This window comes from Brevibacterium sp. AGC70, assembly GCF_057334195.1.
Window position 1 is genome coordinate 193658 of sequence record NZ_JBHFIH010000009.1, and the last position, 17782, is coordinate 211439.

The window sequence follows — 17782 nt, forward strand, 5'->3', positions numbered from 1 at the left end:
GCCCTCTCACGTTGAGCCCGGGGCTGTGTTCAGCGCAATCGGAGGAATTTGAACGCGTTCAGGCGCGGAGAAAGTCCTTCAGCGCCGCCGAGACCGCCGCAGTCTCCGTGAGGAAACCGTCGTGACCGACCTCGGATTCGATGACATGATGGGTGACCGCTCCGGGCAGATTCTGCGCGAGCAGTTCGACCTGTGCGGTCGGGAACAGCCGATCAGAGGAGACTGAGACGACGAGGTTGTCGGTGCAGGCATCGGCCAATGCAGTCGCTAAGTCCTGGGAGCGACCGGTGCGCACGTCGTGATCGCGCAGGGCGCGAGAAAGCACGACGTAGCTGTGGGGGTCGAATCGAGCGGTGAGCTTCTTCGCCTGGTAGTCGAGGTACGAAGTGACTTCGTGATAGTCAGGCGATCTGCGCCGGCTGGAGAATCGGTGGTTGAGCTCCGCATCATTGCGGTAGGTCAGGTGGGCGATCTGGCGGGCCAGGCCCAATCCTTGTGCAGGGAAGGCGCCGACCGCGGTGTAGTCACCGGAATAGTAATCGGGGTCGAGTTCGATCGCGCGTTCCTGCATCATCGCCCAGGCGATCTGATCGGCGTCGCAGAAGGCCGGTGCTGCGATGATCGCGCACTTCTTCACTTTGCGTTTGTCGAGAAGTGCGAATTCGAGGGCTCTGGCTCCGCCCATCGATCCGCCGATGACGGCATGCCAGGAGTCGATGCCGAGGATCTGTGCGAGATTGTGTTCCAGTCGGGCCATATCGCGGATCGTGACCGCTGGGAATCGTGATCCGTAGGGCAGACCGTCGTCATAGACAGACTGCGGACCGGTGGTTCCCGAGCACCCGCCGAGCGAATTCGCACACACCACGAAGTATTCGTTCGTGTCGATCGCCTCGCCCGGACCGACGACTCCTGCCCACCATTCGGTGACGCTGGTATCGCCGGTCAGGGCGTGTTCGACCAGGATCGCATTGCTGCGGTCCGTGTTGAGTGTGCCGAAGGTCTCATAGGCGACTTCGACAGTCCCGAACGTGTGTCCGGATTCTGTGACGAAGCCCAGAATTCGCTCGACGGAAGTGCTCTGGGTAGTCATGTCAGGCGGCGGCCGATGCCTTCGCTGCGGCAGCGGCGAAGCCCTTGTCGATGTCGGCGATGATGTCGTCGCTGCCTTCGAGTCCCACGGACAGACGCACGAAGGCGGGATTCACGCCGGCGGCAATCTGTGCTTCTTCGTCCAGCTGGGCATGGGTTGTCGATGCCGGGTGGATGACCAGCGAGCGGACGTCGCCGATATTGGCCACGTGGGAGTGCAGTTCAAGGGCATCGACGAATGCCACAGCGGCGTCGAAGCCTCCGGCGATGTCGAAGCCAAGGACCGATCCGACACCGTTCGGCAGGTACCTCTTGGCTTTATCGTGCCAGGGGCTGGACTCGAGTCCGGCGAAGGCGACCCGGCTGACCTGTTCGTGGTTCTCGAGGTAGGCGGCAACCTTGTTCGCGTTCTCGACATGGCGGTCGATGCGCAGGCTCAGGGTTTCGATTCCCTGGGCGATGAGGAATGCATTGAACGGGCTGGCGGCCGGTCCGAGGTCGCGCAGACCCTGCACACGGGCCTTGAGGCCGAAGGAGACGTTTGCGCCGAACGGCGAATCCGCGCCGAGATCGCGAGCGTAGACCAGACCGTTGTAGGACTCATCCGGGGTGTTGAAGCCGGGGAACTTCTCCGGCTGCGTGCCGTAGTCGAAGTTTCCGCTGTCGATGACGACACCGGCGATCGAGTTGCCGTGTCCGCCGAGGTATTTCGTGGCCGAGTGGAGGACGACGTCGGCACCGTGCTCGATCGGGCGCACCAGGTAGGGGGTGGCCAGTGTGTTGTCGGTGAAGAGCGGAACACCGGCCTCGTGTGCGACGTCAGCTACAGCGGCAATGTCGAGGACATCGGAGCGGGGGTTGGAGACAACCTCGGCGAAGAAGAGCTTGGTGTTGTCCTGCACTGCTGACTTCCAGCCATCGAGGTCATCGACGTCGACGAATGTGGTCTCGATGCCCAGCTTGCGCAGGGTCACGTGAAGCAGGTTGTAGGTTCCGCCGTAGAGGCTGGAACTGGCCACAATGTGGTCACCGGCCTCAGCGATGTTCGTGATCGCCAGCAGGGCTGCTGACTGTCCCGATGCTGTGAGTACGGCGTGGACGCCGCCTTCGAGGTCGGCGATGCGGTTCTCCACGACCTCAGTGGTCGGGTTGGTGATGCGGGTGTAGATAGGGCCGAGCTCTGCGAGTGCGAAGCGATTCGCGGCAGTCTCATTGCTGTCGAAGACGAACGAGGTCGTCTGGTGGATGGGCAGCGCGCGGGCCCCGGTGACCGGATCGGGTGTCTGACCGGCGTGGATCTGGCGGGTTTCGAATGACTGAGCCATGATGTCTCCTTCGGATGCGACGGGTTCGCCCGCAATGGTTCATGCGGGTGATGCGAGTGGTGGTGATGGCTCTACTCTCATGGACTCTGTGACTTCCCCGATGTGATCTCGTCATCTTCGTGTCATGTGTCGTCATGTTCCGTCACACATCATCAGCGGAAGTTGCGGGCCTTGGTCGGCAGCTGCACCTCGAGCGGGATGAGCTTGTGGGCGTAGAGGCTCACGACCTCTCCCCCGCGTTGGATCAGCCCGGTGACCACGAGCGCGTTGCGCGAGGTCGCGATCGGCCGGAAGCGTTTCATCAGCCCGGCAGTGGCGACGACGTTGAGCATCCCGAATTCGTCCTCGAGGTTGATGAATGTGATCCCCGAAGCGGTGGCCGGGCGCTGTCGGTGTGTGACGATGGCGGCCACCGTCATCCGGGTCCCGTCCGCAGCCGCTGCGGCATCCGCCGTCGAGGCATAACCCCGTTCGAGCAGGGACGCTCGCAGGATCTCGGTCGGGTATCCGTCGACGGTGATCCCGGTGGAGAAGAGTTCGGCCAGGGTCGTGTCGAAGGCATCCATGGTCGGCAGGCTCGGCGCCGAGGAGATCGTGGCGGTTCCCGGGAGCACGCCCGGGTGTGCTCCCGCGACGCCTCCGGCCAGCCACAGTGCCTGTCTGCGGTCGAGGTCGAAGCTGCTCAGCGCCCCTGCGGTGGCGAGCCCTTCGAGTGCCTGCTTTCCGATTCCGGTCCTCTCCGCCAGGTCCGTCACCGAGGTGAATGGTGCGTTCGCGCGTTCGGTCACGATCACCTCGGCGAAGGAGCCGACATGGGCCACCGAGTCCAGACCCAACCGGATCCCGAACTCGCCTGAGGTCTCGACGCGCTCCAGATCGCTGCCGGCCATCGAGTGGCGAATGTCCACGGGCAGGATCTTCACACCGTGGCGACGGGCGTCGGCAACGAGGGACTGCGGTGAGTAGAAGCCCATCGGCTGACTGCGCAGCAGCCCCACGGTGAACGCCGCATGGTGATGATATTTGAACCAGGCCGACTGGTAGACGAGGTTCGCGAAGCTGATCGCATGGGATTCGGGGAACCCGTAGTTCGCGAACGCGGCAATCGTGGAGAAGATGGACTCCGCGGTCTCCTCGTCGACGCCCTTGGCTGCGGCACCGGTCTGGAACTTCTGCGCCAGTTCGGTCATCCGCTTCTCTGACCGCCGTGATCCCATGGCCTGCCGTAGCTGGTCGGCGTCGGCACCGGTGAAGCCGCCGACGTCGATGGCCATCTGCATGAGCTGCTCTTGGAACAGCGGTACCCCGTAGGTCTTGGCCAGGGACTTCTGCAGCAGCGGGTGGAGGTATTCGACCTCGTCGAGGCCCTGCCGTCTGCGGATGTAGGGGTGGACGGACCCGCCCTGGATGGGGCCGGGCCTAATGAGTGCGACCTGGACGGCGAGATCGTAGAACGTCTCGGGACGCAGACGGGGAAGGGTCGCCAGCTGGGCTCGCGATTCGACCTGGAAGACACCCACCGCATCGGCCTTCTGCAGCATCTCGTAGACACGGTTGTCCTCGTCGTCGATGTGGGCGCGTTCGATGAGCTCACCCGTGTGCCGGTGGACGAGATCGACCATCTCGTGCAGTGCTGTGAGCATGCCCAGCCCCAACAGGTCGAACTTCACCAGGTCCATGGCGGCGCAGTCGTCCTTGTCCCATTGGACGACGGTGCGATGGCCCATCGTGGCCTTCTCGATCGGGACGACCTCACCGATGGGACGGTCGGCAAGGATCATGCCACCGGAGTGGATGCCCAGGTGACGGGGTGAGCCCAGGAGGTCACCGGCGATTCTGAGCACCGGGGCCGGGACCGGGGAATCCTCGGCTTCGGGCAGAGTCGACCAGCGGTTGCTGGCTTTTGAGAACGCATCCTGCTGACCCGGTTCGTAACCCAGACTGAAGGCCGCATCCCTGATCGCCGACTTCGCCCGATAGGTGATGACGTTCGCGACCTGAGCGGCCCGTTCACGGCCGAAATGATCATAGACGTATTGGATGACCTCCTCCCTCCTGCCCGATTCGATGTCGATGTCGATGTCCGGATAGCCCTTGCGATCCGGTGAGAGGAAACGGTCGAAGAGGAGTTCATGCTTGACCGCGTCGACGGCGGTGATGTCGAGGACATAGCAGACGGCGGAGTTCGCAGCCGAACCTCTGCCCTGGCAGAAGATGGCCACCCGATGGCAGAACTCGGTGATGTCGTAGACGATGAGGAAGTATCCGCAGAACCCCAGCGTCGCGATCATGTTCATCTCCCGATCGAGCTGCGCCCATGCCTTCGGGTTCGCAGCCCGGGATCCGTAGCGTCTGGCACCGCGGTCTTCAATGAGCTCGCGCAGATACTCTTCGGCCCCGCGGTCATCGGGCATCGGAGCACGCGGCAGATCCGGACGAGCCGAGTTGAGGACGAAGGAGCATTCCTGGCCGATGGCCACCGCGTTCTCCAAGGCCTGCCGAGGGAAGCGTGCGGCCATCTCCTCGCCCGTATGGATCCGGGCATTCGCTGTCGCCGGCAGCCACCCGGCCAGCTCGTCGAGGGACAGTCGAGACCTCACCGAGGCCCTCACCTGCGCGGACTTCCATTGCGCTCGGGTAGCGAAGTGCACACTGTTGCTGGCTACGACCGGAAGATTGGTCCGCTGTGCAAGCTCGCCGAGGTGGCGCAGCCGTTCATCGTCGTCCGGGGTTCCGTCCCGGCTGAGTTCGACCGCGATCCGGTCGGCTCCGAAGAGCGCGATGAGCTCACGCAGGGCTCCGAGCCCACCGTCGGAATCATTCAGGGCTCGGCGCAGGGGACCTTTGCGACAGCCGGTGAGGATCGTCCAGTCCCCGCTCATCGCGGCCAGCTCTTCGAGACCGAACACCGGCCGGTTCTTCTCCCCTGCCAGGTTGGCCTCGGTGATGGCCATCGACAGTCGGTGATACCCCTCGACTCCGCGGGCAAGGACTAAAAGGTGGGTGGCGTCGGGATCGGTCTGGCCGGGGATCTTCTCCTCCAACCCCACGGACAGCTCCGCGCCGAAGACGGTAGGCAGCCCCACCTCGGCGGCGGCATGGGCGAACCGCACCGCACCGTAGAGACCATTGTGATCGGTCAGCGCTAAGGACCTCAGCCCCGCGGCCGCACCTACGGCCACGAGCTCCTCAGGGTCGGAGGCCCCATCGAGGAAGCTGAACTGGGAGTGCACATGCAGCTCGGCCCACTCGACGGTCGAAGTGCGCAGAATGGGCCCCTGGCCAGGTCCCGAATACCGTCCGGTGCCATCGGAGCCGCCGGGTCCCACCGACACCTGATGGCGGTCGGGGCGGGAGAAGGCGGGCGCGTCGGATCCGTCGGCATGTTCGTCAACCGCCTGCCTGTTGACCGTCTGCCTGTCGGCGACCTGTTTGCGGCTGGCCTGTTTGCCCTCCAGCCTCTGAGCCAGCTGGGACCAGGGGGTGCGCGGATTCGAGAAGCCCATCAGCGGTACCGGCCGGTGATGTACCACTGGCCGTTCTCTTTGCTCAGCAGCAGTGCCTGCCCCGAGTCGGTGACGACCTGCAGCCGGGTCCGGTAGATGGCTTTCGTCGGATCCCACCAACCGGATTCGACAGGCCAGGAGCCCGAATAGTCAATGACCGCCTCGGCGGTTCCGGTTGGAAAGCGGATCGCATACGGCACCGATTCCAGGCCAGCGGGACGTGCTCCCACCGGTCGGCCTCCCGCGGCGATCACGTCGACGGGCAGACGTTCGACCGTCGTCGGTCGGGGTGCGTGCAGCGCCCCGGGCCAGGGTGCGCCGGGGCTGCGCACAGGTGATGCCGCTTGCTGCCACGGTGTCCACAGATTCGTCTCGGCCGGATCCCATCCGCCCTGCAGCCCCGGGACCAGGACCGAATCGGGACCGAACAGTCCCTGCAGCCGCTCCAGCGTGTGGGTGACCTGCCCGGTGTTCTCATCGAACAGGCTCTTCGTCGCACCGATGGGGGTGGTCAGCTCCGCGGCCACGAGGCCCAGAGCGATGATGCCCTCTTCGGAGAAGTCTTCCGGGTCGGGACCGGGCTCGTCGGGAGCCGACTCGAACTCGGGAGTCGACCCGAGCTGAGGTGCGGCCGGTCCCTTTCGAGCGGCCCCTGCCAACCATCCCTCTGCCTGCCACCGCAGACGATCGGCGATGGTGTTCTCGTTCATGTCCTCGATCCGCCAAGTCCGCTTCGAGGACTGCCCTGAGACAGCGATGAGCTCGATTGTGATCTGCGTGCACACGAGCCCTCGGCGCCGCACTGTGGTCAGAAGGTCGGCGGCGAGCTGGCGGGTCAGGAATCCCAAAGTGTCACTGCGGGTGGTCGGTGTGTCCAGACCGAGTTCGACATTGAGTCGTTCCTCCCGGACATGATCATTCAACGGCGTCCACTCGGTTCCTGTGGCCAGATCGTGCGCGCGTTTGCCCAGTGCCCCGAATCGTGAGTTCACGTCCCGCGCGTCGATGTCGGCCAGGTCCCCCAGGGTCCGCAGACCCAGCTGGGTGAAGGTGTCGATGAGTTCGGTCGCGCCTGCCCCGGCATATTCGAGGGTGCTGATCGGCTGAGCGGCCAAGAACTCCGTGGTCTGCCCTGGCTCGACCCGGCGTGCCTGCCCCGCGGCGAGGACTGCCGCGAACACGGTGTCAGCAATGCCGGGGAAGAACTCCCACCCGGTGACCGATACGAGTGCGGAGATCAGCGCCTCCACGGCGGTGGGCTCATCGTCATAGCCGTGTTTGAGCGAGTCGAGGGGAATGGCGAGCGTGCCGGGGCTGAGCAGAGTGAACCGCGCCACGAGTTCTTCGAGCGCTCCGACTCCTGCGGAGAAGTGCCTGTTGTCTGCCTCCTCGTCCCAGGCCACCACGTGTGCTTCGGGACAGCGGTACCCGACCGCACGTTTGTTGTTGCCCAGAGCGATTCCGGCTGCGCGCGCAGGCGCATTGGCTGCCATCACCTTGCCCCCGCTGAGAACCGCCACCGGAGTGCGAGGGCTGAGGTCATGCTCGGTCGCGGCCGCCACCGCGGACCAATCGGGGACGGTCAGAACCAGCGTGCGACGGTCAGCGGTGCCGGTGCGCACAGCCCTGGGCTCAGCAGCGGCGTCAGCTGACACTGCGGATCACCGGCCGTTCGAATACACCCTCAGATGGGGAAGGTGCGGGTGCCTCGGCAGGAGTCCCGTCCGGTCCGGGCAACAGGAACCGGTGGACGCCGGTCTGAGATCGGGCCTGCACGAGGCAGGAGCGGAGACGTCCATGGCCGTGTTCCGTGCCCGACCACTGTGTATCGGTGATCTCGATCTGCTCCGTGCTTCCAGGCATCGACGTCAGACTGATGAGGCTGATCTTACGTTCGCGCACCTTCGCCAGCAGCCGGGCGCGTTCCCCAGCGCTGGGCAGAAATCCCGGGTCGATGACGAGGATATCGAAGGACTCGATGAGGATGGAGGCCACCCGCAGCCAGTCTTCGGCGGGGGTGACGAGGTTGACGAAATGGTCGAGGTCAACGCCCAGATCGGCAATGGACGACACGGCCGGTTCTCCGAGTCCGATGCCGGCGCACCATTTCTGCTCCTGGGTTGCGACGGCGATCGCAGCGAGGGCACAGCTCAAGGACTGGCCCCCGGTCAGTGTCACGATCTCACCCCTGGGAAGACCGCCTCGCCGAAACATCGGTGCCAGCACCGGATCCACAGCGCGGGGGGCAGGCCCATCGAACAGAGCAGTGGCCGTGGAGATACCCATCTCCCGGCTGAGCTGTTCAACGAGTGGTACTGCAGACATGACATCCATTATCGAACTAGTGTTCTAAATAGGCAAGATTTACGCAGCGGCATTGTTCGCCCGGGCGTGTCGCCATTCCGCTTCGAACATCCACGCAATGCAATAGTCCAGGCTGAAGCCGTACCCACCGCCGAGAGTGCTCGGATCCGCTTCGGCTACCGCCTTTTCGGCAACTTTCACCAGCCGCGCAGTGTCGAAGACGTGGCGCCCTCGCCTCCTCTCCTCGAGGGGAAGCAGCTGCGAGCCGTCGGGCAGGAAGAAGGCGAATGCCGCCTGTCCGTCCAGCGTTCCGGCGAATGGTGCTGGGGTCCGTGAGATATTCAACTCATATTTGTGCACCGCCGTGTGGTGCGTGCGGCAGAGCAGGATGAGATTGTCCAGGTCCGTCGCTCCGCCCTGTGACCACGGACGGACATGGTGAGCGTCACACCTCCTGCGGGCGCGGCAGCCCGGGAACTGGCATCCCATGTCCCGTGCGCTCAGCGCCAGGCGTTGGCGTCTGCTCACCAGCCTCTTCGAACGGCCGAGCATGAGCACGTCTCCGTCGGCGTCCTTGATCGCCCCACTGATCAGGGCTTCGCAGCTCAGCCGTTCCGCCGTCGCCGAGGTGACGCCTCCGAAGCCGTCAACACGACAGGTCAGGTCCCTCTTCCCGACCACAGGCGTCCCCGCGGGGACGTCGTCGAGGACAGCACCGGTGGTCTCGTGCTCGGTAGTCTCGTACTCGGCGTCTGCAGCATCGAGGGCACCGAATCTGGTCACCACCTCGGCGGAGGCATGCACGAGCATGCGGGCGCGGTCGACGTCAACGGTGCCGGACGACTCTGCCTGCGGAAACGCATGCACGATCTCCATCAGGCACATGACCTGCGAGATCGGCTCGTACGGCGGCTTCTCAACCTGCTCGTCCGTGTCGACCTCTTCCGTGTCGGACTGCCCATTCGTGCCGGACTGCTGTTCGAGGACATGCCGAGCAGCGTCGAGCATCGAGGAGAACTCAGCGGCTTCATCCTCGCCCAGGTCGATCGTGATGCGGGTCCGCCCGGATTCGGTGGTCCGCATACTCACGCTGTCGCGTGGAAGGAAGCGAGGTGGCCCACCGGCCTCGTTCGCGTCGGACAGCTGGAGGTAGTTGCGAGCTATCACACCGATCTGGCTCCCGGTGGAGACATCGGCTAAGCGCAAGGCCTCCTCATCAGGGATCCGCCCCACCAGCCTGGTGACCTCGCGCACCTTGGAGAAGCTGACATTCCCCTCCCCCAGACCCTCCTTGACCTTGGGCATTTCGCGCAGCGCCATCATCACGCGGACGTATTCACGTGCGGTATGTGCACTGACAGCAGCGATGTGCATGACCCACTGAGGCAGCGATGTCACGCCCACCCACTGTGCCCACAGGCCTCGGCGTTCGACCTCGTCGATGAGTGCAATGACACGGGCATGGCAGAAGGCGATGCACGAGATGTTGCGTCGAATGTCGGCAACCAGCTCTTCGGAGGTGAGGTCGCCGAGCCCAGTCCCTGTGTCCGCCTGAGGATCCGCATCCGTCTCACCGCCAGCGCGACCTCCAGGGCTCGGCTCGGCATGCGGAGCTTCTGCCTGCGCCCTCGAGTCTCTGCTGTAGTCGCTGGGATCGACGCTCATCGATTTGAGAATCTCTGAATCTGAGAACGGGTCCGGATAGTCCGCAAATGGATCTGCCGCCGTGTTCTCGACCATGGTTCCCACCTTTCCCCTTCGGCCCCTGTGGCCGTTCGGTTCGCGAGTCCCCATGACCTCGAACCAGACTTTAACCATACGAGGCACCACTGACATGACGTCCGGATCATCATGATCCACTCTGATGAATAAGATTGTCATCTTCTAATCTCATTCGACATCTCAATGTATATGTTCTAGATGATACGAATCCTCCGAATGTGAATGCGTCCCCGCGGGGACGCACCAGGCTCAATCGCAGCGTCACACCGTAGGCTGTTCGCATGAGCGATGAGACGAATGACGGCGCGGTCCTCTCCCATAGCAGCCCCCAGGATTCGGACCGAGAGACAGCCACCCGAGTCTCCTACGATGCGATCGCCGAGACCTATACGGGCTGGATTGCAGACGAGCTCACGGCCAAGCCACACGATCGAGCAGTTCTCGGTGCCTTTTCGGAACTCGTGCTCGCCACAGGAGATTCCCAGACGCTGGAAATCGGGTGCGGCCCCGGTCGGATCACCGCATTCCTTGCCGCCCTGGGTCTGACTCCGTCGGGCCTCGACCTCTCCCCCGCCATGATCGCCCTGGCAACGCGCCACTACCCCACCCTCGACTTCACCACCGGAACCATGACAGCACTGCCCTACGGCGACGACAGCTTCTCCGGACTCCTCGCGTGGTATTCCATCATCCACGTTCCCGATGAGTCCCTGCACACAGTCTTTGCTGAGGCGGCACGAGTGCTGCGGCCAGGCGGGCTGTTCCAATTGGCCTTCCAGCTCGGCGATCGAATCGACCATCAGGCGAAGGCCGCCGGCTTCACGGTCGATCTCGACTTCCACCGTCGCTCGATCGATCAGGTTCTCACGGTTCTCGCTGACCACGGCTTCGTCCCCGTGACCCGGCTCGAACGGGAACCGGACCAAGCGGGCCGATTCCCAGAGGCGACGCGGCAGGGCTACCTGCTCGTCCGCCAGCCAGCCTGACTCCCATCCCCAGGAATCAGCCCGTATCGCCTACTCCAGTCACAAGGGACCGGACCAACAGTTACGAAGGAGTGACATCATCCGCCGAGGTGGAGCGACGTTCTTCCCCGCATTCGAATCCACCTGGCTGGAATGACGGCAGAAACGACTTGCGAACAGTGACAAAATGGAACTCATATGAACATCGACATCGTCTTCCACACACCTGAGATCCCCGGCAACACCGGCAACGCCATACGCCTGGCCGCGGTCACGGGGGCCCACCTCCACCTCGTCGAGCCCTTGGGCTTCGACCTCTCTGATGCGAAGCTGCGTCGTGCGGGACTCGATTATCACGATCTCGCCCACGTCACGGTCCACGCGTCTCTGTCGGATCTGTGGAACCACCTCGGCGAGCGTCGGGTCATCGCATTCACCACCCATACGGAGCAGTCCTTCGCCGAGGTGGACTACTGTGACGGTGATGTCCTCCTCTTCGGTCAGGAGTCGACGGGCCTGCCCGATGCAGTCGTCGATGATGAGCATGTGGACCTGTCCGTGCGCATCCCGATGCTGCCGTCGCGGCGCTCACTCAACCTCGCGAATTCTGCGTCGATCGCGATCTACGAGGCCTGGCGACAGCAGGGATACGCCGGTGCCTGAACGCGCGTAGACTTCTGCCCGACAGCAATTCCCGAAAGGACCACTATGACCTCCAAAGTGCTCACGATCGCCGGCTCCGATGTCTCAGGTGGAGCAGGGCTCGAAGCTGACCTGAAGATGTTCGAAGAGTACGGCGCGTTCGGCACCGCCGCCGTGACCTGCATCGTCACCTTCGATCCGAATGACGGCTTCAGTCACGTCATCGAATTCATCGACCCCGAGGTTGTGACGAGGCAGCTCGAATCGACGCTGGCCGTGCACACGTTCGATGCGATCAAGTCGGGCATGCTCGGGTCCGTGGAGAACGCTCTCGTCCTGGCGGAGAAGCTGAAGACGAATGAGCTGCCCTATGTCTTCGACCCCGTCCTCGTGTGCAAGGGAGCGGGCACGATGGTCGATCTCAAGGATCTCTTCGTCGACAATCTCGTCCCCTTGGCCACCGTCATCACCCCGAATCTCGAGGAGGCTGCGACGCTGGCCGGCATCGATCCGATCGATTCGGTTGAGGGAATGATCGAGGCCGCGAAGATCATCCACGGTCAGGGTGCCGAAAACGTCGTCGTCAAAGGCGGTGCACGCCTAGCCGGTGATGACGCGATCGACATCCTCTTCGACGGCGAGAGCGTCACGACGCTGCGTTCACGCAAGGTCAACGAGAAGCTCGTCAACGGTGCAGGCTGTTCGTTCGCCTCATCCATCGCCGCTGGCATCGCCACCGGGCTGAGCATTGAGGACGCGGTCGTCTCGGCGAAGGAGAAGGTCGCCCACGGCATCGCGAACTGCCTCGGCAATGCCACCGGCGTTGCCTCGCTGTTCCACCCTGCGGCACGGACTCAGCCGTCGCCAGACGTCCGCGTCAGCGTGGACTGACAACTGAGCACAGAGCAAAAGAACTGCCCCGCACACCGTCTCAGGTGTGCGGGGCAGTTCGCATGGTTCATGCGTGACGGTCGGAACCGTCTGATCGGTCGAAACCGACAGGGGATCAGCGCTTGCCGAAGCCCTTGTAGCGATCCTTGAACTTCTCGACGCGGCCTGCGGAGTCGAGGATGCGCTGCTTTCCGGTGTAGAACGGGTGCGATGCGCTCGAGATCTCAACGTCGATGACTGGGTAGGTGTTGCCGTCTTCCCATTCGATCGTCTTTTCGCTCTTCGCGGTCGAGCGGGTGAGGATCTTGGTTCCCGACGACAGATCGTTGAACACGATCGGTGCGTATTCCGGGTGGATGTCCTTTTTCATATTCTTACCTTTGCTGAATCCGCTCAGGCGCCTGGTATGGGTCGACCCATCCGCCAGTGCCCGAATTCGTCTGCTGGACACGCCCCGTACCGTAGGAACCGGACACGAAGCGACAGTCCAGTCTATCTGATGGACCGGCCCAAAGCGATTCCCCTGCCGTCTCCTAAACTGTGGCCATGAACACCAAGGAACGCATCTCCGCGCAATTCGACCTCATTCCCGCAGCAACGGCTCCCGATCTCATGGCCGAGCCCACCGCCGAGGCGATCCCGTCGATCACCGGCGGTGTCGTCGCCTTCGCCATCGACCCGCAGATCGCTGACACTTCGGCCCTGCTCGACGCCACCGGCCTCGGGCCTGAGACTTCGGCCAACTGCGTCCTCGTCGCAGGTTCACGCGCCGGTGAGGAAAGGATCGCGGCCTGCATGGTCCTCGCGAACACGCGCGCCGATGTGAACAAGCGCGTGAAGAAACTCCTCGACGTCCGCAAGGCGTCATTCCTGCCTATGGATCGTGCGGTCGGCGAATCGGGTATGGAGTACGGCGGCATCGGGCCGATCGGTCTGCCCGCCAACTACCGGATCCTCATCGACTCCCGTGTGGCCGAGGCCAAAGAGCTCATCATCGGCTCGGGCATCCGCGGGTCCAAGCTCATGCTCTCTGGCGCGGCATTGGCATCACTTCCCACCGCCGAGGTGGTCGAGGGGCTCGCCAACGAGATCAGCTGAGCGCACCAGAGCTCAGTCGACTGACCCGCTGGTCAGGAACGTCGATCAGCTCAGCCCGGCTCGTTCGAGGACGAAGTCGATGAGCGGTTGGTAGAGGTAGGGCACAACATCGTCATCGAGGGGAACGGTGACCTCGATGGCTCCCTGCGCCTCGGCGACAAAGAGGGCAGGATCGTTGCAATCCGCATAACCCAGAGTGCGCAGACCCCGGGTCGAGGCCGCACCGGCCCACCCGTGATCGGCCACGATCAGATCCGGGGTCCGGCCGCCTCGGCGGGTGATGTCGTCGAGAAGTGCGTGCATGGGTTCGGCGAGGTGGGTGTGCGGGGTGCCACCGTGCTGATGCCAGGTCCACACACGGTTGATCTGTCGGCAGTCGCCGCCGATTCCGGAGACGGGAACGGCATTGGCCTGCTGGGTGATTGTGGCACCGCGGGCTTCGGCTTCCGCGGCGATGGCCATGTGCACGGGAAGCAGCCCGGCGGGGTGGCCGGTGGCGAAGAGGATCTCTCCCCCGGCTCGAGTGACATCTCCGATTGCCGCTGCCAACTGCTCGAGTGCGTCGATGCAGCGCGAGGTCGAAATCGTGTCGACACCCTCGATGAAGTCCGGCTCCGGACGCAGGCCCGCACGATCGACCATGAGAGCGAACACGGAGTCGAAATCCCAGTCGCGGGTGAGTTCGACGCCGAAGTCGAACTGCTTCTCCTGTGCGAGGAATCGGTGGATGTGGGAGAGGTTGTTCTCTCTGGGTGTGGCGACTTCGCCGGTGATGCGAGCGGTTTCGAGGGCGTTGGCGAGTGTGGTGCGATCCACTGGTCTCCTCATTCAGAGTCACGTTGTTCGAGGTCACGAAAACTGCGGGCGAAATGCCTGCCACCAGTCTCGCACAGCCGATTCCGTCCCCGGTCAGCGGACCGGCAGTGCGGTCTGTGCTCCCAGTTGCCGTGCGGAACATGACGATGGTCTCGCGCTTTCCTGCTCCGACCTCGACGACGAACGTGTCGCCGAACGCAATGACATCGGGTAGATGAGCTCTGCCAACACAATCAATTGCGTGACTGGAGCGTGCCTCCTGGGCGAGGTGATCTCTGCGCGTGTCGCTGAGCTTTGGCCCGGTTTCCACACCGGCTCATCGAGCACCATTGCCGCCTGCTGCCACGGGAGGAGTCGCGAAACAACAGCCCGCACCGGTGATGCGCGCATTCCTTGATCTCGAGCAGACCCCCATCCCGAACGATCCCGATGAAGTCATCCGCAATCACTCCCAACAGACGCTGAGCAGACCAGTTCGACGGCGACGTGACGGACACCTGGCCGGTGCGTTCATCGATGGCGAGCTCCGAATCAGGCACCAGCCGCTGGCAGCGATTCACCAGCTCTACGTGGGCGCGTTCTGGTGCCGGGGCACCGGGCCTGACAAGCTCGTAGACCGCGCGGCGGAGCCGCCGTGCGGTGAGCAGTTCGCCCTCGGTTGCGGGGAACACCTGATCGGCAATACCGGCCATTACTGCCCATCGACCGAGGTCACTTGAAGCCGACAGCGTCTCCTGGGGGTCCGTTGACCACCGGTCACGCAGAGTGTTGACGAAGTCGAGACTCTGCGCGTCGCCGTGGAATAGCCACTCATTCATTTTTCAATTCTAACCTGTTAAACAGGTTAGTATGATTGCATGATGATGAAGACAGTGGATCTGCCGAACCTGCGCATGAGTTACCGCGACACCGGAGGAGACCTGCCCCTGCTCGTGCTCCTTCATGGCTGGCCGCAGACATCGCAGTGCTGGGACCAGGTGATTCCCGCGCTTGCCGAGGACTTCCGCGTCGTCGCTCCGGATCTTCGCGGGTACGGACATTCCGACAAACCCCGAATCGGCTACGACAAGAGAACGATGGCGCAAGACATCCGTCAGCTGGTCGACCATCTCGGCCACGTCTCGGTGCGCATAGTCGGCCATGACCGCGGTGCACGGGTGGCGCACCGCTTCGCACTGGACCATCCGGACATGCTTACACACCTCACACTCCTTGACGTGGCTCCCACTCTGCACACATTCCGCAAGGGAACGACCTCGACCGCGCAGAACTATTGGCACTGGCTGTTCCACATGAAGGACGATCTGCCCGAGCTGCTCGTCGGCGAGAACATCGAGGCGTACCTGCGATTCTTCTTCGAGCGATGGACAATGCAACGAGATGCCGTGGAGCCAGCCATCCCCGACTACGTGACAGCCTTCTCCCGGCCTGGCGCGTTGCGGGCCGGCTTCGACGACTACCGCGCCACCGACATCGACCTGCTGCACGACGGCGCAGATCACGATGCCGGCACCACAGTGAACATCCCGGTACAACTGCTGTGGGGCGATCACGGACTTGTCTCTGGTATCGATGTCATCGCCGCCTGGAAGCCCTTCGCCCCACACGCCTTCGGCACGCCGCTGGTCGACTGCGGCCACTTCCTCCCCGAAGAGCAACCCAGCAAACTGACCGAGAAACTCCGCCCCTACCTGGCCTGACACCTGCTCGAATCCTCGCTGTGGCCGAGGGGAAGCACGAGTCCCAGAGCCGAGCCATAGCGGTCGAGACATTGGTCGGCGCGCAGGATCTCTTGGACCGCGTCGTCGGCGTCAGGCTCCGACTCAGAGAGCGGCCGCAGGCTCCGTCTGCAGAGCGAAGCAGGCCACCGCCGAGGCGGCCGCGACGTTGAGTGAGTCGACTCCCCCGGACATCGGGATCATCACAGTCGAATCACAGGCGACGATTGTCGAGCGTCGCAGACCGTCGCCCTCGGTGCCGAAGACGATTGCGGTGCGCTCAGGCGCATCGGCGGCGAACTCTCGGATCGCCACGGAATCCTCGTCGAGGGCCAGCGCCGCGACATGGAAACCGAGCTCACGCAGGGCATCGACTCCGGCGGGCCACGCTTCTATTCGCGTCCACGGCACCTGGAACACGGTGCCCATGGACACTCGGATGGAACGTCGGTAGAGAGGATCGGCGCACCTCGGCGTCACCAGAACAGCGTCGACGCCGAATGCGGCAGCGGACCGGAAGATCGCGCCCACGTTGGGAGGTGTTGTGGTCTGCTGTGGAGACGTCCGCTGTTCTGTATGCAACGCGCGATACGTCCTGGAGGCAGCTCATACCGGTCTCTTTCTCCTGGTCAGGAGACAATTCAAAATTCGACAATGCATGGCGATCGCTGCATCGTGTTCAATTAACGTATGCGAACCTCAGCTCCTACAATCGGGTCGACGCCGCCGAGCGCGAGCCCCGGTGGCCAGATCCTGAGCCACACGTCATGGCTCTCGTAGGCCTGGTGAGAGTCACCGAGGACTCTCGCGACGTCCAGCGACAACGCGATGTGCTGGACCGCATCTGCGCGCACGTGTTCGAAGAGCAGTCGTGTCGTCGACGCCTGGTCAAGAACCGGCCGCAGCTTCTCGCTGCGCTGGAGCAGCTTGGCACCGGTGACCGGCTCGTGGTCAGGAAGGTCAGAGATCTGGCGCAGAGCATGGTCGAAGGCTGGGAGGTGCTGATCGACCTGATCGAGCACAGCGTCGCGGTCCGGGTGCTCGAAGGCTCCGATGCGGGTGACTACGACGAGCTGTCGGACATTCGCGTACTGGTACGCGACATCACCGAGATCCGACGCTCCATTCTGAGCGACAGGATCAAGTGCGGGCTGCAAGCAGGTCGCGAAGGTGGCGCTGTCGTGGGCCGTCCGCAAGTCACCGATCGCGCCATGCGAGCCGCCATCTTCAACCAGCGCGACCAGGGAGAGACCCTGCGTTCCATCGCGCAGTCACTCAGCGTTTCGGTCGGGACGGTGCACAATGTGCTAATAGCCGAGAACCCTACAGAGGCATCATCGTGACCCAGCGGAGGTGAGCTGCCATCACAACCAATGTGCTCCTCAGTCACTCGACGTTCGGGACTGCTGCACGGATAGGTAACAGTTTGTCCTAACCTACACGTGCAGCAGACTCCTCGAGCCCTATGGCGAGGCTGGCGGATACTGGCTTGAGTGGGATTCCGGGATCTCGGCGCTGGACACAGACTATCGGGAAGCAGTTCGTCCGGATGCGCGGCGGCCTACCAGACGTCGTCCTCTGACGAGCAAGCAACTACAAAACCCACAACCACGAACAACTTGAGCTCGCGACTTTAGAATACGTCTGGTAGTGGGCCACTCAGCGACTCCACGGCGAGCTCGACATACGCACATCAACTGAAG

The 17782-nt window shown here is 63.5% G+C and carries 16 protein-coding genes; 6 read left to right on the forward strand and 10 right to left on the reverse strand.

The genetic code is table 11. From position 1 onward, the window contains the following. Positions 1-58: 58 nt before the first annotated feature. From metX to ACE03M_RS06365, 6 genes are all read right to left on the reverse strand, one after another. On the reverse strand, positions 59-1093 hold the full coding sequence (metX, locus tag ACE03M_RS06340; RefSeq protein ID WP_143921710.1) for a homoserine O-acetyltransferase MetX: 1035 nt from the start codon (positions 1091-1093) through the stop codon (positions 59-61). A gap of 1 nt (position 1094) precedes the next feature. Further along, on the reverse strand, positions 1095-2417 hold the full coding sequence (locus ACE03M_RS06345; RefSeq protein ID WP_143921711.1) for an O-acetylhomoserine aminocarboxypropyltransferase/cysteine synthase family protein: 1323 nt from the start codon (positions 2415-2417) through the stop codon (positions 1095-1097). A gap of 152 nt (positions 2418-2569) precedes the next feature. Beyond that, complete coding sequence (locus ACE03M_RS06350; protein WP_485933181.1) at positions 2570-5923, reverse strand: error-prone DNA polymerase; 3354 nt, start codon at positions 5921-5923, stop codon at positions 2570-2572. Then, the gene (locus ACE03M_RS06355; RefSeq protein WP_485933182.1) at positions 5923-7578 is read right to left on the reverse strand and encodes a Y-family DNA polymerase; all 1656 of its coding nucleotides are present in this window, start codon (positions 7576-7578) and stop codon (positions 5923-5925) included. The genes ACE03M_RS06350 and ACE03M_RS06355 overlap by 1 nt, the downstream gene beginning before the upstream one ends. After that, positions 7568-8248, reverse strand: coding sequence for a DNA recombination/repair protein RecA (locus tag ACE03M_RS06360; protein WP_235344295.1), 681 nt, complete (start codon positions 8246-8248; stop codon positions 7568-7570). Before ACE03M_RS06360 ends, ACE03M_RS06355 begins: the two co-directional genes overlap by 11 nt. Positions 8249-8287: 39 nt before the next feature. Next, complete coding sequence (locus tag ACE03M_RS06365; protein WP_485933183.1) at positions 8288-9967, reverse strand: HNH endonuclease signature motif containing protein; 1680 nt, start codon at positions 9965-9967, stop codon at positions 8288-8290. A gap of 263 nt (positions 9968-10230) precedes the next feature. Between ACE03M_RS06365 and ACE03M_RS06370 the strand changes: the two genes are divergently transcribed. From ACE03M_RS06370 to ACE03M_RS06380, 3 genes are all read left to right on the forward strand, one after another. Next, positions 10231-10935, forward strand: a complete 705-nt coding sequence (locus tag ACE03M_RS06370) for a class I SAM-dependent methyltransferase (protein ID WP_143921715.1) — start codon at positions 10231-10233, stop codon at positions 10933-10935. A 177-nt stretch (positions 10936-11112) separates the two neighbouring features. Further along, the gene (locus ACE03M_RS06375) at positions 11113-11577 is read left to right on the forward strand and encodes a tRNA (cytidine(34)-2'-O)-methyltransferase (RefSeq protein WP_485933184.1); all 465 of its coding nucleotides are present in this window, start codon (positions 11113-11115) and stop codon (positions 11575-11577) included. 45 nt (positions 11578-11622) lie between these two features. Beyond that, positions 11623-12447 carry a PfkB family carbohydrate kinase gene (locus tag ACE03M_RS06380; RefSeq protein WP_485933186.1) on the forward strand — a complete coding sequence of 275 codons (825 nt, stop codon included), beginning with the start codon at positions 11623-11625 and terminating at the stop codon, positions 12445-12447. Positions 12448-12562: 115 nt separating this feature from the next. Here the strand turns inward: ACE03M_RS06380 and ACE03M_RS06385 are convergent, their stop codons facing one another. Next, positions 12563-12817, reverse strand: a complete 255-nt coding sequence (locus ACE03M_RS06385) for a type B 50S ribosomal protein L31 (protein WP_143921718.1) — start codon at positions 12815-12817, stop codon at positions 12563-12565. Between the two features lie 176 nt (positions 12818-12993). Here ACE03M_RS06385 and ACE03M_RS06390 point away from each other — a divergent pair, with 176 nt between their 5' ends. Continuing rightward, positions 12994-13545, forward strand: coding sequence for a YbaK/EbsC family protein (locus tag ACE03M_RS06390; RefSeq protein ID WP_485933188.1), 552 nt, complete (start codon positions 12994-12996; stop codon positions 13543-13545). 45 nt (positions 13546-13590) lie between these two features. Here the strand turns inward: ACE03M_RS06390 and ACE03M_RS06395 are convergent, their stop codons facing one another. Both ACE03M_RS06395 and ACE03M_RS06400 read right to left on the reverse strand, forming a co-directional pair. After that, positions 13591-14361: a phosphatase gene (locus tag ACE03M_RS06395; RefSeq protein ID WP_485933190.1), complete on the reverse strand. Its 771-nt coding sequence runs from the start codon at positions 14359-14361 to the stop codon at positions 13591-13593. A gap of 233 nt (positions 14362-14594) precedes the next feature. Further along, positions 14595-15179, reverse strand: coding sequence for a CGNR zinc finger domain-containing protein (locus tag ACE03M_RS06400; protein ID WP_485933192.1), 585 nt, complete (start codon positions 15177-15179; stop codon positions 14595-14597). Between the two features lie 39 nt (positions 15180-15218). Between ACE03M_RS06400 and ACE03M_RS06405 the strand changes: the two genes are divergently transcribed. Beyond that, positions 15219-16061 (forward strand): alpha/beta fold hydrolase, encoded by an 843-nt coding sequence (locus tag ACE03M_RS06405; protein WP_485933193.1) that lies wholly within the window; start codon positions 15219-15221, stop codon positions 16059-16061. Positions 16062-16184: 123 nt separating this feature from the next. Here the strand turns inward: ACE03M_RS06405 and ACE03M_RS06410 are convergent, their stop codons facing one another. Then, complete coding sequence (locus tag ACE03M_RS06410; RefSeq protein WP_485933195.1) at positions 16185-16661, reverse strand: TrmH family RNA methyltransferase; 477 nt, start codon at positions 16659-16661, stop codon at positions 16185-16187. A 185-nt stretch (positions 16662-16846) separates the two neighbouring features. Here ACE03M_RS06410 and ACE03M_RS06415 point away from each other — a divergent pair, with 185 nt between their 5' ends. Beyond that, positions 16847-17422: a recombinase family protein gene (locus ACE03M_RS06415; RefSeq protein ID WP_485933196.1), complete on the forward strand. Its 576-nt coding sequence runs from the start codon at positions 16847-16849 to the stop codon at positions 17420-17422. The last annotated feature ends 360 nt before the right edge of the window (positions 17423-17782 follow it).